Source organism: Streptomyces sp. NPDC003697 (genome assembly GCF_053587115.1).
Genome location: NZ_JBSFNN010000011.1, coordinates 54,318 through 73,162, shown reverse-complemented (window position 1 = coordinate 73,162; position 18,845 = coordinate 54,318). Strand labels below are relative to the sequence as shown.

1 protein-coding gene is annotated in these 18,845 nt (G+C 76.3%); it reads right to left on the bottom strand.

Annotation, left to right across the window (positions count from 1 at the left end):
* Window positions 1-3: 3 nt before the first annotated feature.
* Entirely contained in the window at window positions 4-18,789 is an 18,786-nt protein-coding gene (locus ACWDNY_RS07065) for a non-ribosomal peptide synthase/polyketide synthase (RefSeq protein WP_451644692.1), read from the bottom strand.
* Between the last annotated feature and the right edge of the window lie 56 nt (window positions 18,790-18,845).

Here is an 18,845-nt window from a genome sequence, read left to right as displayed (position 1 = left end):
TCCTCACCGTTCGTCGTGGTCGCTGTCGCCGCGTGCGGCGTCTTCGAGTTCGCTCAGCACCTGCTCCTCCACCAGGTCCGCCAGGGCGGCCACGGTGCGGGAGACAAGGACGTCGCGGGGGGTGAGCGTGACGCCGAAGGCGTCGTTGGCGCGCGAGGCGATGAGCAGGGCGCGCAGGGAGTCGCCGCCGAGGTCGAAGTAGTCGTCCTCCACACCCACGGCGGTGTGCAGGGCCTCCTCCCACACGGCCGCCAGGGCCTCCTCGGTGGGGGTGCGGGGGGCGACGTGCCCGGCCGGCGCCCGGTCGGCCGCTGCGGGCGCGGGCAGGGCCGCCCGGTCGGTCTTGCCGTTCTCGGTGAGCGGGAAGCGGTCGAGCACCACGAACGCCGAGGGCACCATGTGACCGGGCAGGGTGCGGGCGGCCAGCGCCCGCACCTCGGGGGCGGTGGGCGGCTCGGCCCCGGGCGCGGCGAGCAGGTGGGCGACCAGCCGGGGCAGCCCCGGCTCGTCCTCCCGCACGGTCACCACGGCGTCCAGCACGGCGGGGTGGCGGACGAGGACCGCCTCGACCTCGCCCGCCTCGATGCGGTGGCCGCGCAGCTTGAGCTGGTGGTCGGTGCGCCCCAGGTAGTGCAGTTCGCCGTGGGAGTCGCGCCGCACCAGGTCGCCGGTGCGGTACATGCGGCTGCCGGGCGGGCCGAAGGGGTCGGCCGTGAAGCGGGACGCCGTCAGGCCGGGCCGGTTGAGGTAGCCGCGGGCCAGGGACGGCCCGCTGAGCCACAGTTCGCCCGGCACCCCGTCGGCCACCGGCCGCAGTCGCGTGTCCAGGACGTAGGCGCCGGTGGCGGGCAGCCGGCGGCCGATGGGCGGCGCGGCGCCGTCCGGCCGCAGGGGTGCGGACCAGGTGGCCACCACGGTGGCCTCGGTGGGCCCGTAGGAGTTGACCATGCGGTGGTGCGGGGCCCAGCGGGCGACCAGGTCGGCGCCGCACGCGTCGGCGCCGACGACCAGCGTCTTCAGGTCCGGCAGCGTGCCGGGGGTGCCGGGCGGGACGGTGGCCAGGGCGGCCGGCGGCAGCAGGGTGTGGGTGATGCGCCGGTCGCGCAGTACGCCGGCCAGCTCCGCCCCGAGCAGCGGCCCGGGCTCGGGAACGACCAGGCGGGCACCCTGCGGCAGGGACATGCACAGCTCCAGCACGGAGGCGTCGAAGCTGGGCGTGGCGAAGGCCAGGACGCGGTCGCCGGGGGTCACCTCGTAGTGCTCGGCCTCGGCCGCGGCGAAGTCCGCCAGGCCCCGGTGGGTCACGACCACGCCCTTGGGGGTGCCGGTGGAGCCGGAGGTGAAGATGACGTAGGCGGGGTCGTCGAGCTGCAGCGGGCGGGTGCGGTCGCCGTCGGTGGGGCGGTGCCCGGGGACGCCGTCCGGCGGTACGGCGAGCAGGCCGGCGACCTCGGCCGCGTCCAGGGTCAGGGCGGGCGCCGCGTCCCGCAGCATCAGCGCGACGCGCTCCTCGGGGTAGGCGGGGTCGACCGGGAGGAAGGCGGCTCCCGCCTTGGCGACCGCGAGCTGGGCGACGACCATGTCGGCCGAGCGCGGCAGGACCAGGGCGACGAGGTCGCCGGGGCCGGCGCCGCGGGCGATGAGCCGGTGGGCCATGCGGTTCGCCCGCGCCTCCACCTCGGCGAAGGTCAGCAGCAGCCCCGGCGCGTCCAGCGCCGGCGCGGCCGGGTCGCGGTCCACGGCGGCCTCGACCAGGGCGGGCAGGGTGCGGGGGGCCGCGGGCGCGAGCTCCGGGCGTACCGGTCCCCGCAGCAGCCGTGCCCGCTCCTCGGGCGGCAGCACGTCCAGCTGGTCCAGGCGGGTGGAGTCGCCGGCGCCGGCCAGGGCGTGCAGGGTGTGCAGCAGCTGGCCGGCCAGGGAGCCGGCGGTGGCCCGGTCGAAGTACCGCGGGTCGTAGCCGAGTTCGACGCACAGCTCGTCGCCGGGCGAGATCACCACGGTGAGGGGGTAGTTGGTGGCCTCCCGTGCGTCGAGGTCGCGGATGCGCAGGCCGTGCGCGTCGGCCGTCGTGTCGCCGACGGGATAGTTCTCGAAGACGACGAGGCTGTCGAACAGCGCCGTCCCGGCGGGCAGTCCGCTGAGGGCGTGCAGGTCCGTCAGGGGTACGTGGTCGAAGCGGCGGTCCTCGGCCCGCGCCTGCTGCATCCCGCGCAGCCAGGCGTCGCAACGCGCGCCGCCGTCGACGCCGACCCGTGCGGGCAGGGTGGTGATGAACAGGCCGGTGACGGTGTCGGCGCCGGGCAGGTCGGCGGGCCGCCCGGAGACGGTGGTGCCGAAGCACACCTCCCGTTCGCCGCTCCAGCGCGACAGCAGCAGCGCCCACGCACCCTGCACCAGCGTGTTCAGGGTGAGCCGGTGGCGCCGGGCGAACTGCTGGAGCCGGGCCGTCGCCGCGGCGTCCAGGCGCTGCGACAGCCAGGTCCCGGAGCGGGCCGTGGCGCCCTGGGCGGGCCTGCGGTCGTACGGCAGCGCCGTGGGCGCGGTGAGGTCCGCCAGCGCCTCGCGCCAGTGCTCGCCGGCCCGGCCGGTGTCGCGGCCGGCGAGCCAGGCGGCGTAGTCCCCGAACGGCCGGCGCTCCGGCAGCCGCGGCTCGCCGCCGCGGGCGAGGGCGTCGTGGGCGGCGGTGACGTCCGACAGGACGTGGAAGACGCTCCACCCGTCCAGCAGCACGTGGTGGAAGGTCCACACCACCCGGACCTCGTCCGGGCCGAGCCGGACCAGGGCGAGACGCAGCATCGGGGCGCGGTCCAGGGCGATACCGCGGGCCCGTTCCCCGGCGAGGAGTTCCTCCAGGCGTGCGGCGCGCTCCCCCGGTGCCAGGCCGCTCCAGTCGTGCTCGGTGACGGGCAGGGTGACGCTCCGGTGCACCACCTGCAGGGGCTGGGGCACCCCGTGCAGCGCGACGGAGGTGCGCAGGACGGGGGTGCTGTCGACCACGTACTGCCAGGCGGCCGCCAGCGCGCGCACGTCGCGCACCCCGTCCGCGACGAAGGTGATCTGCTCGACGTACAGGCCCTCGCCGGGTTCGTCCATGCCGTGGACCACCATGCCGGTCTGGGTGGGCGTGAGCGGATAGACGTCCACCACGTCCCGTCCGGTGCCGACGAGCCGGTCGACCGCGGCCTGGTCGAGCGCGGCCAGCGGGAAGTCCGACGGGGTGCGGCCGCCGGCGCCGGGTTCGGCGCAGTGGCGGACGATCGCGCGCAGTTCGGCGGCCAGTTCGGCCGCGAGCCGGGCGACGGTGTCGCGCCGGTGCACCTCGCGGGAGTACGACCAGGTGAACTCCAGGCGCTTGTCGGTCACCCGGCCGAGCACGTCGATGAGGTGCGGCCGCTGTGCCGTGCGGTCCATGCCGCCGGTGAGCCCCCCGTACGGGGCGTGCAGCAGGCCGCCCCGGGAGGCGTTCCAGTCCTGCTGCCCGAGGTAGTTGAAGCCGATCTGCGGCAGGCCGGGCAGGTCCTTGCCGGCGGTGGGGTGCAGGTGGCGCAGGGCGCCGTAGCCCAGTCCGCCGCGTGGCACGGCGCGCAGGCCCTCCTTGACCGACTTCAGCGCCGTCGCCGTGTCGGCGTCGCGGGGGACGTCGAGCGTGACGGGGTACATGGTGGTGAACCAGCCGACGGTTCGGGCGAGGTCGGTGTCGTCGAACAGCTCCTCGCGGCCGTGGCCCTCCAGCGCGATCGTCACCCGGTCCTGTCCCGTCCAGCTCGCCAGGACCCGGCCCAGCGCGCACAGCAGGACGTCGTTGACGCGGGTGCGGTAGACGTCGGGCACCTCCTTCAGCAGCCGGCGGGTCTCCTCCGCGTCCAGGCCGACGGTCAGCGTCTCCTCGCAGGCGGCGGTGTTGGCGCCGGTGTGGTCGGTGGGCACGGCGGTGGCCGTCGCCGCGGCGCGCCAGTGGGCGAGTTCGTCGTCGAAGCCGCCCGCGGCGGCGTGCGCGGCGAGCCGCTGCGCCCAGGCCCGGAAGGAGGTGGTCTTCGGCCCGAGGCCGGGGTCGCTCCCCTCCGCCAGGGCCCGGTAGGCGGTGTCCAGGTCCTCCAGCAGGATCCGCCAGGACACCGCGTCGACGACCAGGTGGTGGGCGGCCAGCACGAGCACCGGGCGCCGGTCGCCGCCCGGACGGCACAGCGCGGCTTTGAGCAGCGGGCCCGAGGCCAGGTCGAAGCCGGCGCACAGGGCGTCGGTCAGGGCGCCCAGCGCCTCTTCGGTCTGGTCCGGGGTGCCGTCGGGCAGGTGGTGCACCTCCAGGTACGGGGCGGTGCCGGGCGGGGTGCCGTACGGGCGCCACCGGCCGTCACCGGCCGGCTCGCACCGTGTCCGCAGCGCGTCGTGGTGCTCCCACACGGCGGCCAGGGCCGCGCGCAGCAGGGCCTCGTCGGTGCCGGCGGCCAGGTGGAAGGAGACCGCCTGGGTGAAGCGCGCCGGGTCGCCGGTGAGCGTGTCGAACAGCCAGTGCTGGACGGGCGTGAGGGGGACCTCCCCGACGACGGGGCCCTGTTCTGCGGCCGTCATCGGGGCGGGCAGGGCCTCGGCCGCGGCGGCCAGGTCGGCGACGGTCTGGTGGGTGAACAGGTGGCGCGGGGTCAGGGCCAGGCCCGCCCTGCGGGCGGCGGAGACGATCTGGATGCCGAGGATGGAGTCGCCGCCGAGCTCGAAGTAGTTGTCCTGCGCGCCCACCTCGGGCACGCCGAGGACCTCCGACCAGATCGCGGCCAGTGTCCGCTCCGTGCCGGTGCGGGGCGGGCGGGCGCCGCCGCCGGTGGTGGGGGCGGCCCACACGGGTTCGGGCAGCGCCCGCCGGTCCAGCTTGCCGGTGGCGCCGAGCGGCAGCCGTTGCAGCGGGACCACGACCGCGGGGACCAGGTGGTCGGGCAGGGTGCCCGCGAGGAAGGCGCGCAGCCGGGCCGGGTCGGGCTGGTCCCCGTCGCGGGGGACGGCGTAGCCGACGAGCCGCCGGTGGCCGTCGTGTTCGACGACCCTGGCCGCGGCGGCCGACACCTGCGGGTGCCGGGCGAGGGCGGCCTCCACCTCCCCCAGTTCGATGCGGAAGCCGCGCACCTTCACCTGGTCGTCGGTGCGGCCGAGGTACACGAGGTCGCCCTCGGCGGTCCAGCGCACCAGGTCGCCGGTGCGGTACATGCGGGTGCCGGCCGGGCCGAACGGGTCGGCGAGGAAGCGGGCGGCGGTCAGGCCCGGGCGGCCCAGGTAGCCGCGGGCCACGCCGGTGCCGGCGAGGTACAGCTCGCCGGGCACGCCGGCGGGCACCGGGCGCAGCCGGTCGTCCAGGACATAGGCGCGGGCGCCGCCGACGGGCCTGCCGATCGGCGGCACGCGGTCGGGGTCGGCCGGGTCGCAGGCGAAGGCGGTGGCGTAGACGGTGGCCTCGGTCGGGCCGTAGATGTTCATCACCCGGCAGCCGGGGACCGCGGCCCGCACCTGGCGGACGGTGCGGGCGGGCAGCCCCTCACCGGCCAGGACGACGGTGTCGGCGGTCACGTGGACGGTGTCCTCGGCCAGCAGCCGGCCCAGCGCGGAGGGGACGGCGCTGAGCAGTCCGGCGCGCCACGGCCCGGGGCGTTCGGCCAGCGCCAGCAGGTCGCGCACCACCTCGACGCACCCGCCGGACAGCAGGGGGGAGAGGATCTCGAACACCGACACGTCGAAGTTGAGCGAGGTGGAGGCCACGACGTGGGCGAGGCCGCGGCCGGTGAACTCCGCGGCGGCCCAGTCGGTCAGCGCGGCCACCGAGGCGTGGGTGACCACGACTCCCTTGGGCCGGCCCGTGGAGCCGGAGGTGTGGATGACGTAGGCCGGGTGGCCGGGCAGCAGGGGTGCGTGCCGCTCGCCGTCGTCGAGGCCGGCGGCGGGCATCGCGGCCAGCCGGCCGGCGTACTCGGGGTCGTCGAGCACGATCCGCTCGAACGGGCCGTCCGGCAGGCCGGCGGAGATCTGCGCGGTCGTCACCACCGCGTCGGGCCGGACGTCGTCGAGGAGGAAGGCGATGCGCTCCGGCGGGTATCCGGGGTCCACCGGCAGGTAGGCGGCGCCGCTCTTGAGGACCGCCAGCAGGGCCACGACCAGGTCGGCGGTGCGGGGCAGCGCCAGGGCGACGAACCGCTCGGGACCGGCGCCGGCCGCGATCAGCAGCCGGGCCAGCCGGTTGGCGCGTTCGTCGAGCCGGCGGTAGGTGAGGCGCTCGGAGCCGGCCAGTACGGCCGGGGCGGCGGGGGTGCGTGCCGCCTGCTCCTGGAAGATCGCGGGCAGGGTGCGGTGCGGCGCCCGTGTCACCGGGCCGCCGAAGCGGTCCAGGAGGCGGCGGCCCTCGGCCGGATCCATCAGGGGCAGGTCGGCCAGCGGCCGGTCCGGGTCGGTGGCCATCTCCGTCAGCAGGGTCCGCAGGCCCGCGCCGAGGCCCTCCACCGTGGCCGTGTCGAAGGCGGCGGGGTCGTAGTCGAGGGACACCGACAGGGTGTCCCCGGGGGCGACGACGACGCTGAGCGGGTAGTTGGTCGGCTCCAGGTCGCGTTCCTGCTCGACGCCCAGGCCGTGCCGGGACAGCGCGCCCTCGTCGAAGGGGTAGTTCTCGAAGACGACGATGCTGTCGAACAGGTTGGTCCCGCCCGGCACCTCGCTCCAGGTCTGCAGCTCGGCCAGGGAGACGAAGTCGTGCCGGCGGGCCTCCGACTGCGCCGCCTGGAGTTCGCCGAGCCACTCCAGCAGGGGGCGCCGTCCGTCGATCCGCGCCCGGGTGGGCAGGGTGTTGATGAACAGCCCGACCATGGAGGTGACACCGGGCAGTTCGGCGGGGCGGCCGGACACGGTGGTGCCGAACACCACGTCGTCCCCGCCGCCGTAGCGGGACAGCAGCAGCGCCCAGGCACCCTGGAGCAGCGTGTTGACGGTCAGGCCCGCCTGCTGGGCGGTCTCGCGCAGCCCGGCCGACACGCCGGCGTCGAGCGTCACGCGCACGGTGCCCGACGACGACGTCCGGTGCGCCTCGGCGGGCCGCCGGTCCCGCGGGAGGTCGGTGGGGGCGCGGAACCCGGCCAGGGTCCGGCGCCAGTACCGCTCCGCGCCCGCGGTGTCCTGCTCGGCGAGCCAGCGCAGGTAGTCGCCGAACGGCGCCCGGGCCGGGACCTGCGGGCGGCGTCCGGCGGTGAGGGCCGCGTACCGTTCGCACACCTCGTCGAAGACCTGGGCGGCGCTCCACCCGTCCAGCAGCACGTGGTGGAAGGTCCATACCATCCGCACCCGGTCGGGCGAGAGACGGATCAGGGTCAGGCGCATCAGCGGCGCGGCAGCCAGGTCGACGCCGGCCTGCCGGTCCTCGGCGAGCAGTTCGGCCAGCTCCCGTTCGCAGCGGTCGGCCGGCCGGCCGGCCCAGTCGTGGTGGGCGACGGGGACGGTGGCCCGCCGCTGAACCACCTGGAGGGGCTCGGCGGTCTCCTGCCACACCAGCCGGGTGCGCAGCATCGGGTTCTCGTCGGCGGTGCGCTGCCAGGCCTCGGCGAGGACGTGCGGGTCGGTGACGCCCGACAGCACCAGCTGCACCTGGTTGACGTAGGTGCGGCCGTCGGGGTCCATCAGGCTGTGGAAGAGCATGCCGGCCTGCATCGGCGTGAGCGGGTACACGTCCGCGACCGCGCGCCCGTCGCCGGCGACCCGGTCCACGGCCGCCTGGTCCAGGCGGGCCAGCGGGAAGTCCGACGGTGTCCGTCCGCCGGCGTCCGGGCGGGCGCAGTGGGCGACGATCTCCTCCAGCGCCCGCACCATGCCCTCGGCGAGCCCGGTGACGGTCTGCTCGCGGTGCCGTTCGCGGCTGTAGTGCCAGGTGATCTCCAGACACCCGTCCTCGACGCGGGCCACCACGTCCAGCAGGTGCGGGCGCCGCGAGTCGGGGGCGTCCGCGCCGTCGAGGCCGCCGGGCACGGCGCGGACGAGCGCCGCCTCCCCGGCGGACCAGTCGAACCGGCCCAGGTAGTTGAAGCTGATGCCGGGCGTCGACGGGCCGGTGAGCCGTGGGTCGCGCGCGAGGTGGCGCAGGGCGCCGTGTCCGACGCCCCGGCCGGGCACGGCCCGTATCTGCTCCTTGACGGCCTTCAGCGCCGTGCCCCAGTCGCCTTCGGGCACGTCGAGGGCGACCGGGAAGAGGGTGGTGAACCAGCCGACCGTACGGGACAGGTCCACGTCGTCGAACATCTGGTCCTCGCGGCCGTGGCCCTCCAGTGCGACGGCGACGGTGCGCCGTCCGGTCCACTGTGCGAGCACGCGGCCCAGGGCGGTCAGCAGCACGTCGTCGATGCGCGTGCGGTAGACGCCGGGTACCTCGCGCAGCAGGTCGTCCGTGCGCTGCCGGTCCAGGCGGACCGTCACCGCGCGGGTGTCGGCGATGGTGTTGCCGCCGTCGCCGTCCACCGGCAGCGGTGCCGCGCAGTGCCGGGCCACCGCGGCCCAGTGGTCGCGTTCACCGGCGAAGCCGCCCTGCTCGGTGTGGGCGTGCAGCCGCCGCGCCCACTCCTGCACGGACGTCGTGCGGGCCGGCAGGCGGACCGGCCGGCCGTCGCGGGCCTGCCGGTAGGCGGTCTCCAGGTCCTCCAGCAGGATGCGCCAGGAGACACCGTCGACCACCAGGTGGTGGACGGCCAGCAGCAGCCGGGCTCGCGGGGCGCCCTCGGTGACGAAGAGGCGGGCGGTGAGCAGCGGGCCGGTGCGGAGCCGGAGGGCGGCATGCGCCGCCGCCGTCACGCGGCTCTCGGTCTCCTCGGCCGCCGACGGGTCCAGGCCGGTCAGGTCGCAGACCTCCAGCAGCTCCGACGGCTCACCCGCCTCGGCGGCGGCGCAGGACTGCTGCCACCGCCCGTCGTCGCCGGTGACGAAGCGGGACCGCAGCGCGTCGTGGTGCGCCCACAGCGCCGACAGGGCGCGGCGCAAGGCGTCCGGGTCGGGCCGGTCGGCCGTCTCCACGACGACGCACTGGTCGAACAGGTCCGGCTGCGGCGGCCGGGCGTCGAGGAACCAGTGCTGGATGGGGGTCAGGGGCACCGCACCGCTCACCGGCCCGGTGCCGGCGACGGACACGGCGGTGCCCGTGGACGCGGCCAGAGCGGCGACGGTGGGGTGCCGGAACAGGTCGCGGGGTGTCAGCGCGAGGCCCTCGGCGCGGGCGCGGGAGACCACCTGGATGCTGAGGATCGAGTCGCCGCCCAGCATGAAGAAGTTGTCGTCGACGCCGACCCTCTCGACGCCGAGCAGGTCCGCCCAGATGCCGGCGAGGACGCGCTCGGTCCCGGTGCGCGGCGCGCGGTAGGCGCTGTCGCCCGCCCCGGACCAGTCGGGGGCCGGCAGCCGGCGCCGGTCCACCTTGCCGTTGGCGGTCAACGGGAGTTCGGGGACGTTCACGAAGGCGGCCGGGAGCATGTAGTCGGGCAGGTCGGCCGCCAGGTGCGTGCGCAGGGCGGTGCCGGAGGGGACCACGGCGTCACCGGCCGGCACGAGGTGGGCGGCCAGCCGCTTGCGGCCGGCGTGCTCGTACACCGACACGACGGCCTCGGCGACCGCGGGGTGGGCGGTGAGCCGGGCCTCGATCTCGGCGGGCTCGATGCGGAATCCGCGGATCTTGACCTGGTCGTCGGCGCGTCCCACGAAGTGCAGTTCGCCGTCCGAGCTCCACTTGACGATGTCGCCGGTGCGGTACATGCGGCCGCCGGGCGGGCCGAACGGGTCGGCGAGATAGCGGGCGGCGGTGGCGCCCGGCCGGCCGGCGTAGCCGCGGGCCAGTCCCGCTCCGGCGATGTACAGCTCCCCGGGGACGCCGGGCGGCTGGGGCTGCAGTCCGGCGTCCAGCACGTACACGCGTGTGTTGTCCAGGGGACGCCCGATGGGCAGGACCGCCGGCAGCGGGTCGCCGGAACGGAAGACGCGCCGGGTGGCGAAGGTGGTGGTCTCGGTCGGTCCGTAGCCGTCGACGACGGTCAGGCCGGGGCAGGCGTCCAGGACGCGCCGCACCACCGCGCCGGGCACGGCCTCGCCGCCGGTCCACACCTCGCGGGCGCCGCGCAGGCACGTGGGGTCCTCCTGGGCGAGCAGCCGGAACAGGCCCGCGGTCAGCCACAGGCAGCGCACGCCCCCGTCGGTGACGGCCCGGCGGACCACGGCCGCGTCGAGCTCCTCCGGCGGCGCGAGCACGGCCGTGCCGCCGCGCAGCAGCGGCACCCACACCTCGTAGGTGGCGGCGTCGAAGGCGTGCGGGGAGTGCACGAGGACCCGTTCGTGGTCCGCGAAGGCGCGATCGAGGGCGAGCGCGACGACGTCCCGCTGCCGCACGGCGACACCCTTGGGCGTGCCGGTGGAGCCGGAGGTGAACATCACGTACTGGACGTTGTCGGGGTGCACCGCGGGGGCGTCCGGGGCCGCGGACGCGGGCTGCGCCGCGGCCGGGCCGGTGTGGACCGCGGCCCCGGTGGCGTCCAGTCGCAGGACGCCCGGGCCGGGCAGCAGCTCTCGCGCCGTGTCCTCCCACGCGGCGTCGGTGAGCAGCAGGTCCGCGCAGACCTCGGCGAGCATCCGGCGCAGCCGTTCGCGCGGCGCCCTGCCGTCCAGAGGTACGTACACCCCGCCGGTACGGGCCAGCGCGACCTGGGCGACGACCAGCGCCACGGCCCGGTCCATCAGCACGCCCACCGGGCGTTCCGCCCGGACGCCGAGCCCGGTCAGCCGGCCGGCCAGGGCGGCGGCGCGGGCGTCGAGCTCCCGGTAGGTGAGGCGTTCGCCGCCGGCTTCCACGGCGACCGCGTCAGGGGTGTCCCGTACCCGCTCGGCAAAGAGGTCCGCCACGGTGGCCTCGGGCAGGGAGGTGGCCGTGTCGTTCCACGCGTGGACCACCTGGTGGCGGCCGGCCGCCGTGAGCAGCGGCAGCGTGGCGGGCGGCCGGTGGGCGCCGGCGGTCATGCCCTCCAGCAGGACGGTGAGGTGCTCGGCCATGCGGGCGGCGGTCCCGGCGCCGAACAGTTCCGGGTCGTAGCCCAGGCGCAGGGTCAGTTCGGGGCCGGGGTAGGCCACCAGGCTCAGCGGGTAGTTGGTGGTCTCGATGCCGTCGAGGCCGCTCAGCCGCAGCCCGTGCGCGGCGGCGAGGTCGTCGTCGACGGGGTAGTTCTCGAAGACGACGATGCTGTCGAAGAGGCCGGCCTGCTCGGGCAGCCCGGTGAACGTCTTCATCCGCGTCAGCGGCAGGTGGTCGAAGCGCCGGTCCTCGCTCTGGTCCTGCTGGAGCCGGCGCAGCCAGTCGAGCAGGGTGCCGTCGCGGGGCACGGTGACCCGGCTGGGCAGGGTGGTGATGAACAGCCCGGTCATGGCGTCCGCCCCGGGCAGCTCGGGCGGCCGTCCGGACACGGTGGTCCCGAAGACCACCTCGTCGCGCCCGGCCTGACGGGCCATCAGCACCGCCCAGGCGCCCTGCACCAGGGTGTTGAGGGTCAGGCCCGACGTCCTGGCCAGCTCCTCCAGTGCCCGGGTGGCGGCCGCGGAGAGCGTGACGCGGACCGCCTGCGTGGACTCGGCACGGTGGCTCTCGCGCGGCTCGTGGTCGTAGGGCAGCGGGGTGGTCTCGGTCAGTCCGGTGAGGCGGTCGCGCCAGTGCCGTTCGGCCCCCGCCGTGTCGCGCTCGCGCAGCCAGGCGACGTAGTCGCGGAACGGACGGCGTTCCGGCAGGGCGGACAGGGAACGCTCGGCCTGGGCGCCGTCGGACGGCAGCGCGTGGCAGGCGAAGACGTCCGACAGCACCTGGAACAGGCTCCAGCCGTCCAGGAGCAGGTGGTGGAAGGACCACACCACCCGGACGCGGTCGTCGGAGAGCCGGGCGAGCACCAGGCGCTGCAGCGGGGCACGCGTCAGGTCGAGGCCCTGCTCGCGGTCCCGGTCCAGGAGGTCGCGCAGCCGGCTCTCGCGCGCGTCATCGGGCAGGTCGCGCCAGTCCAGGCGGGTGACCGGCACGGCCGCATGGCGCTGCACGACCAGCACCGGCTCCGGCACGTCCTGCCACACGACGCGGCCGCGCAGCACCGGGGTGCGGTCCGTCACCCACTGCCAGGCCGCCGCGAGTGCCTCCGGGTCCGGCACGCCGTCCAGGACGAAGGTCAACTGCTGGAAGTAGACGCTCCGGTCGTCCTGGGACAGACCGTGGAAGAGCATGCCGGCCTGGGCCGGGGTGAGCGCGTGCACGTCCTCCACAGCCGCGGGGTCGTCCCCGACGATCCGGTCCACGGCCGCCTGGTCGAGCCGGGCGAGCGGGAAGTCGGACGGGGTGCGTCCGCCCGCGCCCGGCCGGGCGGCGTGGCGCGCGAGGCCCGCCAGCGCGCCGGCGAACCGCTCGGCGAGGCCGGCGACGGTGGCCTCATGGTGCACCTGCTCCGAGTAGAACCAGGTGAACTCCAGCGACTCGCCGTCCAGCAGCCCCACCACCTCGAGGGCGTGCGGACGCGTCGCCGCCGGGTCGGCGTCCAGCTCCAGCGGCCGGGACAGGCCGCGGTACAGGCCGTCCGGCCCGTCCTGCAGCGTCATCCGTCCCAGGTAGTTGAAGCTGATCTGCGCGCCGGGGGTCTCCGGTGCCGTCTCCCGTGGTGCCAGGCGGTGCAGCACGTCGTGGCCGATCCCGTGGCGGGGCACGGCCCGCAGCTGCTCCTTCACCCGCTTCAGGACGGCGTCCCAGTCCGCCTCCGCGGGAACGGCGAGCGCCACGGGGTGGCGGGTGGTGAACCAGCCGACGGTGCGGCTGGTGTCGACGTCGGCGAACAGCTCCTCGCGTCCGTGCCCCTCGACGTCGACCAGTACGCGGTCCTGTCCGCTCCACGCGCACAGGACCCGGCCGAGGGCGCTCAGCAGCACGTCGTTGACCTGGGTGCGGTAGGTCTCGGGGAGGGTGCGCAGCAGTACGGAGGTGTCCTGCGGGCTCAGGCGAACGGTCACGGAGCGGGCCGAGGCGTAGGTGCCGGCGCCCGTTCCGTCGGCGGGCAGGGCGGCCGCGGCACCGGTGACCGCCTCCGCCCAGTACGCCCGCTCGTCGTCGAAGCCGCCGTCGGCGGCGAACCGGGTCAGCCGCTCGGCCCAGTGGCGGAGCGCGGAGGACTTCTCCGGGAGCGCGGACGCGCCGTCGGCGCCCTCGCTCCGGGCGCGGTAGGCGCGGTCGAGGTCCTCCAGCAGCAGCCGCCAGGAGACACCGTCGACCACGAGGTGGTGCACGGCCAGATGCAGCACCGGGAGCCGGCCGGGCCCGCGGTCGTGCAGGGCCGCCCGCAGCAGGGGCCCGCTTCGCAGGTCGAAGGGGCCCCGGTGGGGGGCGTCGGTGTCGGGGCCGCGGTGGCGGGCCAGCCGGATCCGGGGCGCCCGCTCCTCGATGTGCCACCGCACCTGGGGGCCGCCGTCGCCACCGCCCTCGTCGAGGAAGCGCGAGCGCAGGGCGTCGTGGTGGACCACGACGTCGTTCAGCGCGTCCTCCAGGGCCGCCGCGTCCACGGACTCGGGCACGTACACGGACATCGTCTGGGCGAAGTGGCCGGCGCGGAGCGCTGCGCTCTCGAACAGCCAGTGCTGAATGGGCGTCAGCGGCGCCGGACCGGTGGCCGCCACCGCGGCCGGGGCGGCCGCGCGCAGGCTCCCGGCGGCGTCGGCGCACCGGGCGAGGGCGGCGACCGTCTGGTACCGGTAGACGTCGCGTGAGGTGATCGCCAGACCCGCCTGCCGCGCCTGCGCCACCACCTGGATGCTGAGGATGGAGTCGCCGCCCAGCTCGAAGAAGTTGTCGTCGGTCCCGACCCGCTCGAGATGCAGGACGTCGGCCCAGACGGCGGCCAGGGTGCGCTCGGTGGGCGTGCGGGGCGCGACGTGGCGCACGGCGCGCACGGCGGGCCCCGGCTCGGGCAGGCGGCCGCGGTCCAGCTTGCCGTTGGGGTTGAGCGGCAGGGCGGCCAGGGTCACGACCGTGGCGGGGACCATGTAGTCGGGCAGCGTGCGCCCCAGCTCGCGGCGCACCGCCTCCGGTTCCACCCGGCCGCCGGGGAGGGGCACGACGTAACCGACCAGGCGGCGGTGGCCGTCGGCGTCGAAGGCGGTGGCGGCCGCCTCCGCGACGCCCTGGCAACGGCGCAGCGCGTCCTCGACCTCGCCCAGTTCGATGCGGAAGCCGCGGACCTTGACCTGCTGGTCGATGCGGCCGAGGTACTCCAGCTCGCCGTCGGCCGTCCACCGCACCAGGTCACCGGTGCGGTACATGCGCTCCCCCGGTGCGCCGAAGGGGTCGGCGACGAACCGGCCGGCGGTCAGGCCGGGGCGCCGCAGGTACCCGCGTGCCAGGCCGCCGCCCCCGAGGTACAGCTCGCCCGTCACGCCGGGCGGTTGCGGGCGCAGCATGCGGTCCAGTACGTAGGCGCGGGTGCGGGCCACCGGCCTGCCGATGGGCGGGGCCTGTTCCGGGACCGTGTCCCCGGCGAACCAGGCGGTGGCGTAGACGGTGGCCTCGGTGGGGCCGTAGATGTTGGCGACGCCGCAGGAGGGCATCGCCGTCCGGAGGTCGCGCACGGTCTGGGCGGACAGCGCCTCGCCGGCCAGCACGACGGTGTCCGCCTCGACGGCGGTGGCGCCCCCGTTGACCAGGCGGGATACCACCGACGGCACGCCGCTGACCAGGCCGGCCCGGCGGGGGCCCGGCGCGTCGGCGAGGGCCGGCAGGTCGGCGACCACCTCGACGCTGCCGCCCGCCAGCAGGGGGCACAGCATCTCGAACACCGACACGTCGAAGTTGAGGGAGGTGGAGGCCACCACGTGCGCCAGCCCCCGGGGGCCGAACCGCTCCGCCGCCCAGGCGGACAGCGCGGCCACACTGCGGTGCGTGATCACCACGCCCTTGGGCCGGCCGGTCGACCCCGACGTGTAGATGACGTAGGCGGGGTGGTCGGGGTCCAGGGGGCGCACCCGGTCGGCGTCGGTCAGGTCGGCGGCGTCGGTGGCGGTGTCGGTCGGGTCGGCGGAGGCGGCGTCGCCGCCGCCGGGCGCGTCGGCCGGGCCCTCCCCCGCGGTGGCGCAGGGGTCGGTGCCGACGGCGGCCAGGTCGTCGACCATCAGCGGCTCGCAGCCCTCCGGCAGGGCGGCCGCGGTCTCACGGGTCGCCAGAACCAGGGTGGGGGCGGCGTCGGCGAGCATGAAGCGGATGCGTTCGGCCGGGTAGCCGGGGTCGACCGGCAGGTAGCCCGCACCCGACTTCAGGACCGCCCACAGCAGGGGCAGCAGGTCGGCGGAGCGCGGCAGGCACAGCGCCACCAGCGTCTCCGGTCCCGCGCCGCGGGCCGCGAGCAGCCGCGCGAGGCGGTTGGCGCGCCGGTTCACCTCCGCGTAGTCCAGCCGCACCGGTCCGCAGAGGACCGCGGTGCGGTCGGGGGTGCGGGCCGCCTGTGCCTCGAACAGCTCCGGCAGCGTGACGCACGGGGCCGGGGCGTCGGCCGTCCCGGACGCCGGCGGGTTCCAGGCGTCGAGCAGCGTGCGCTGCTCGTCCTCGGAGAGGAGGGGCAGCTCGCCCAGTGCCCGGTCCGGCCCGTCCGCCATGCCCTGGAGCAGGCGGTGCAGGTGGCGTGCCATCCGGGCGGCGGTGCGCGCTTCGAAGAGGTCGGTGTTGTACTCGACCGTCAGCTCGCAGCCGCCCTCCGCCCGCGGCGCGAACTCCAGGACGAGGTCGAAGCGCGCGGCGGGGCGGGGCAGCGGGCGTTCCTCGATGCGCAGTCCGCCCGCCGGGGGCAGGACGGGCGCGGTGGCCTGCTGCACGACGAGGGCCTGCACCAGCGGGGTCCGGCTGGGGTCGCGGGGCGGGGCCAGTTCCTCCACCACCCGGTCGAAGGGGACCCCGTCGTGGGCGAAGGCGTCCAGCACGGTCGCGCGCATGCTGTCGACGAACCGGTGGACGGTCAGCGCTTCGTCCACCTCGCCGCGCAGCACCACGGTGTTGGCGAAGAAGCCCGTCGCGTCCTCCAGGTCGCGGCGGCCCCGTCCGTTGGTGATGGTCCCGAAGGCCACGTCCCGCTGCCCGGAGTAGCGGGAGAAGAGCACGGCGGCCGCTCCGGCGAGCAGCGTGAACACGGTCGTGCCCCGGTCGCCGGCGAGGTTCCGCAGCCGGTTGACGAGGCCCGCCGGGAGGTGGTGGCGGTGGGCCGCGCCGGCGGTGGTGCGCACCGCCGGCCGGGGCCGGTCGGTGGGCAGTTCGAGCTGCGGCAGCCCGGCCAGGTGCCGCTTCCAGTAGGCGAGGTCCTCCTCGTCGCCGCCCGCGCTGAGCCGCCGCTGCTCCCACACCGCGAAGTCGGGGTACTGGACGCCCGCACCGGGCAGGCCGTCGGGCTCGCCGGAGACCTCGGCGTGGTAGAGCGCGGCCAGCTCGCGGGTCAGTACGCCCACCGACCAGCCGTCGGTGACGATGTGATGCTGCGCCAGCAGCAGGACGTGGTCCTCGGGCTGACGGCGGATGAGCAGGGCGCGGGTGAGGGGTCCCGCCGTGAGGTCGTAGGGACGTCTCAGCTCGTCCGTCACCAGGCGCTCGGCGGCGTCGGCGCGCTGTTCGGCGGGCGTGTCGGCGAGGTCGGCGATGCGCAGCGGCAGGTCGGGTTCGGCGCCGACCCGCTGGACGCCCTGCCCGTCCACCGTGGTGAACGTGGTGCGCAGCGCGTCGTGGCGGGCGGCGAGCCGCCGCAGGGCCCGGCGCAGTGCGTCCGGGTCGAGCGGCCCGCGCAGCCCGAGGACGACGCCGGTGTTGTACTCGGTGCCGCCGGCGGAGAGATCGTCCAGGAACCACAGCCGCCGCTGCGCGCTGGACAGCGGCAGGAGCCCGTCGCGCGGGGCCGGCGGGATCGGGTCGGGCGGCGCGGCGGCGGACGGGTCGCCGAGCAGCGGGGCCAGCGCGCCGACGGTGCGCGCGGTGAAGACCTCCCGCATCGTCAGCCGGACGCCGAGCTCGTCCCGGATGCGGGCCAGGGCCCGGGCGGCCAGGATCGAGTCCCCGCCGAGGTCGAAGAAGTCGTCGGTGACGCCGACCGTGCCGACGCCCAGGACGTCCGCCCACACGCCGGCCAGGGCCCGCTCCTGAGGCGTGCGCGCGGGGACGTGGCCGGCCGCGGCGGAGGCGGCCGGCGCGGGCAGGGCCCGCCGGTCGACCTTGTGCTGCGGGGTGAGGGGCAGTTCGTGCAGGACGACGACGGCGGAGGGGACCAGGTGGGCCGGCAGCACCGCGGCGACCGCCGTGCGCAGAATGGACGCCTCCGGGACCCGCTTCGGGTCGGTGGGCGTGACGTAGCCGACGAGTCTCTTCCGGCCCGGCTCGTCCTCGCGGACCACGACGACGGCCTCGTGGACGCCCTCCTGGCGCAGCAGGGCCGCCTCGACCTCCCCCGGTTCGATGCGGAAGCCGCGGATCTTGACCTGGCGGTCGAGCCGACCGAGGAACTCCAGCTCCCCGCCGGTGGTCCACCGCACCCGGTCGCCGGTGCGGTAGAGCCGGGCTCCGGGCGGGCCGAAGGGGTCGGCGACAAAACGCGCGGCGGTCAGGCCCGGACGTCCCAGGTAGCCGCGGGCCACCCCTTCGCCGCCGACGAACAGCTCACCGTCCGCGCCCGGCGGCACGGGCCGCATGGCCGCGTCCAGCACGTGCACCCGCGTCCCGGGCAGCGCGCTGCCGATGGTGGGTGTGCCGCTGCCCGCGGATAGCGGCCCGGTCCAGGTGGCGACGATGGTGGCCTCGGTCGGACCGTAGGAGTTGATCATGCGGCGGCCGGGGGCCCAGCGGTCGACGAGTCCCGCCGGGCAGGCCTCGGCGCCCACGATCAGCGTGCGCAGGCCGCGTGCGCCGCCCGTCGGTGCGCTGTCGGGCAGGGTGGCCAGGGCTGCGGGCGGGATGAGGGCGTGGGTGATGCGGTGCTCGTCCAGGACGCAGGCGAGCTCGTCGCCCAGCCACGGCCCGTCCGGCGGCACCACCAGGGTCGCGCCGGCCAGGACGGAGGTGCACAGCTCCAGTACGGAGGCGTCGAAGCTGGGTGAGGAGAACTGCAGGACGCGGTCGCCGGGGCCCACGGCGTACTGGCCGGCGGCGGCCGCGGCGAAGGCGCCGATGCCCCGGTGGGTGACCGCCACGCCCTTGGGTGTCCCGGTGGAGCCCGAGGTGTAGATGACGTAGGCCGTGTGGTCGGGGTGTGCCTCCGGGTGGCCGCCGTCCGCCCCGGTGCGCCGGGCCGGGCCGGTGTCGGCACCGGGGGCTTCCTCCATGGCGTGGCGCACCCGCGCCAGGTCGTCGAGGACCACGGCCGGAGCGGCGTCGGTCAGCATCAGCTCCCGCCGCTCGGCCGGGTAGGCGGGGTCGACGGGCAGGAAGGCGGCGCCCGCCAGGGTCACGGCCAGCTCCGCCGCGACCAGTTCCATCGAGCGCGGCAGGACCAGGGCCACCGTCCGCTCGGGCCCGGCTCCGCGCCGCACCAGGTCGGCGGCCAGTCGGCCGGCCCGTGCCGCCAGCTCCCGGTACGACCAGGTCCGCCGGCCGTCGGTGAGTGCGGGCGCGTGCGGGGTCCGGGTGACCCACGCGGAGAACAGCTCACCGAGCGACGGGTGCGCCGGCCGCCGGGCGCCGTCGCCTCCCGGTGCCGGGGTGGCACCGCCTGCCCGCGGCGGCTGCGGCCGCAGGGACGCCGGTGTGGGCTTGTCGTGCAGGTCCGTCATGGGTGCAGTCCTTTGTGGGGCGGGGACGAGGCGGCGGGGCCGGCCGGATGCGGCGG

Excerpts from the sequence above, each read along its gene's own strand:
- ACWDNY_RS07065 (WP_451644692.1), bottom strand. The coding sequence starts at position 18,789 with ATGACGGACCTGCACGACAAGCCCACACCGGCGTCCCTGCGGCCGCAG.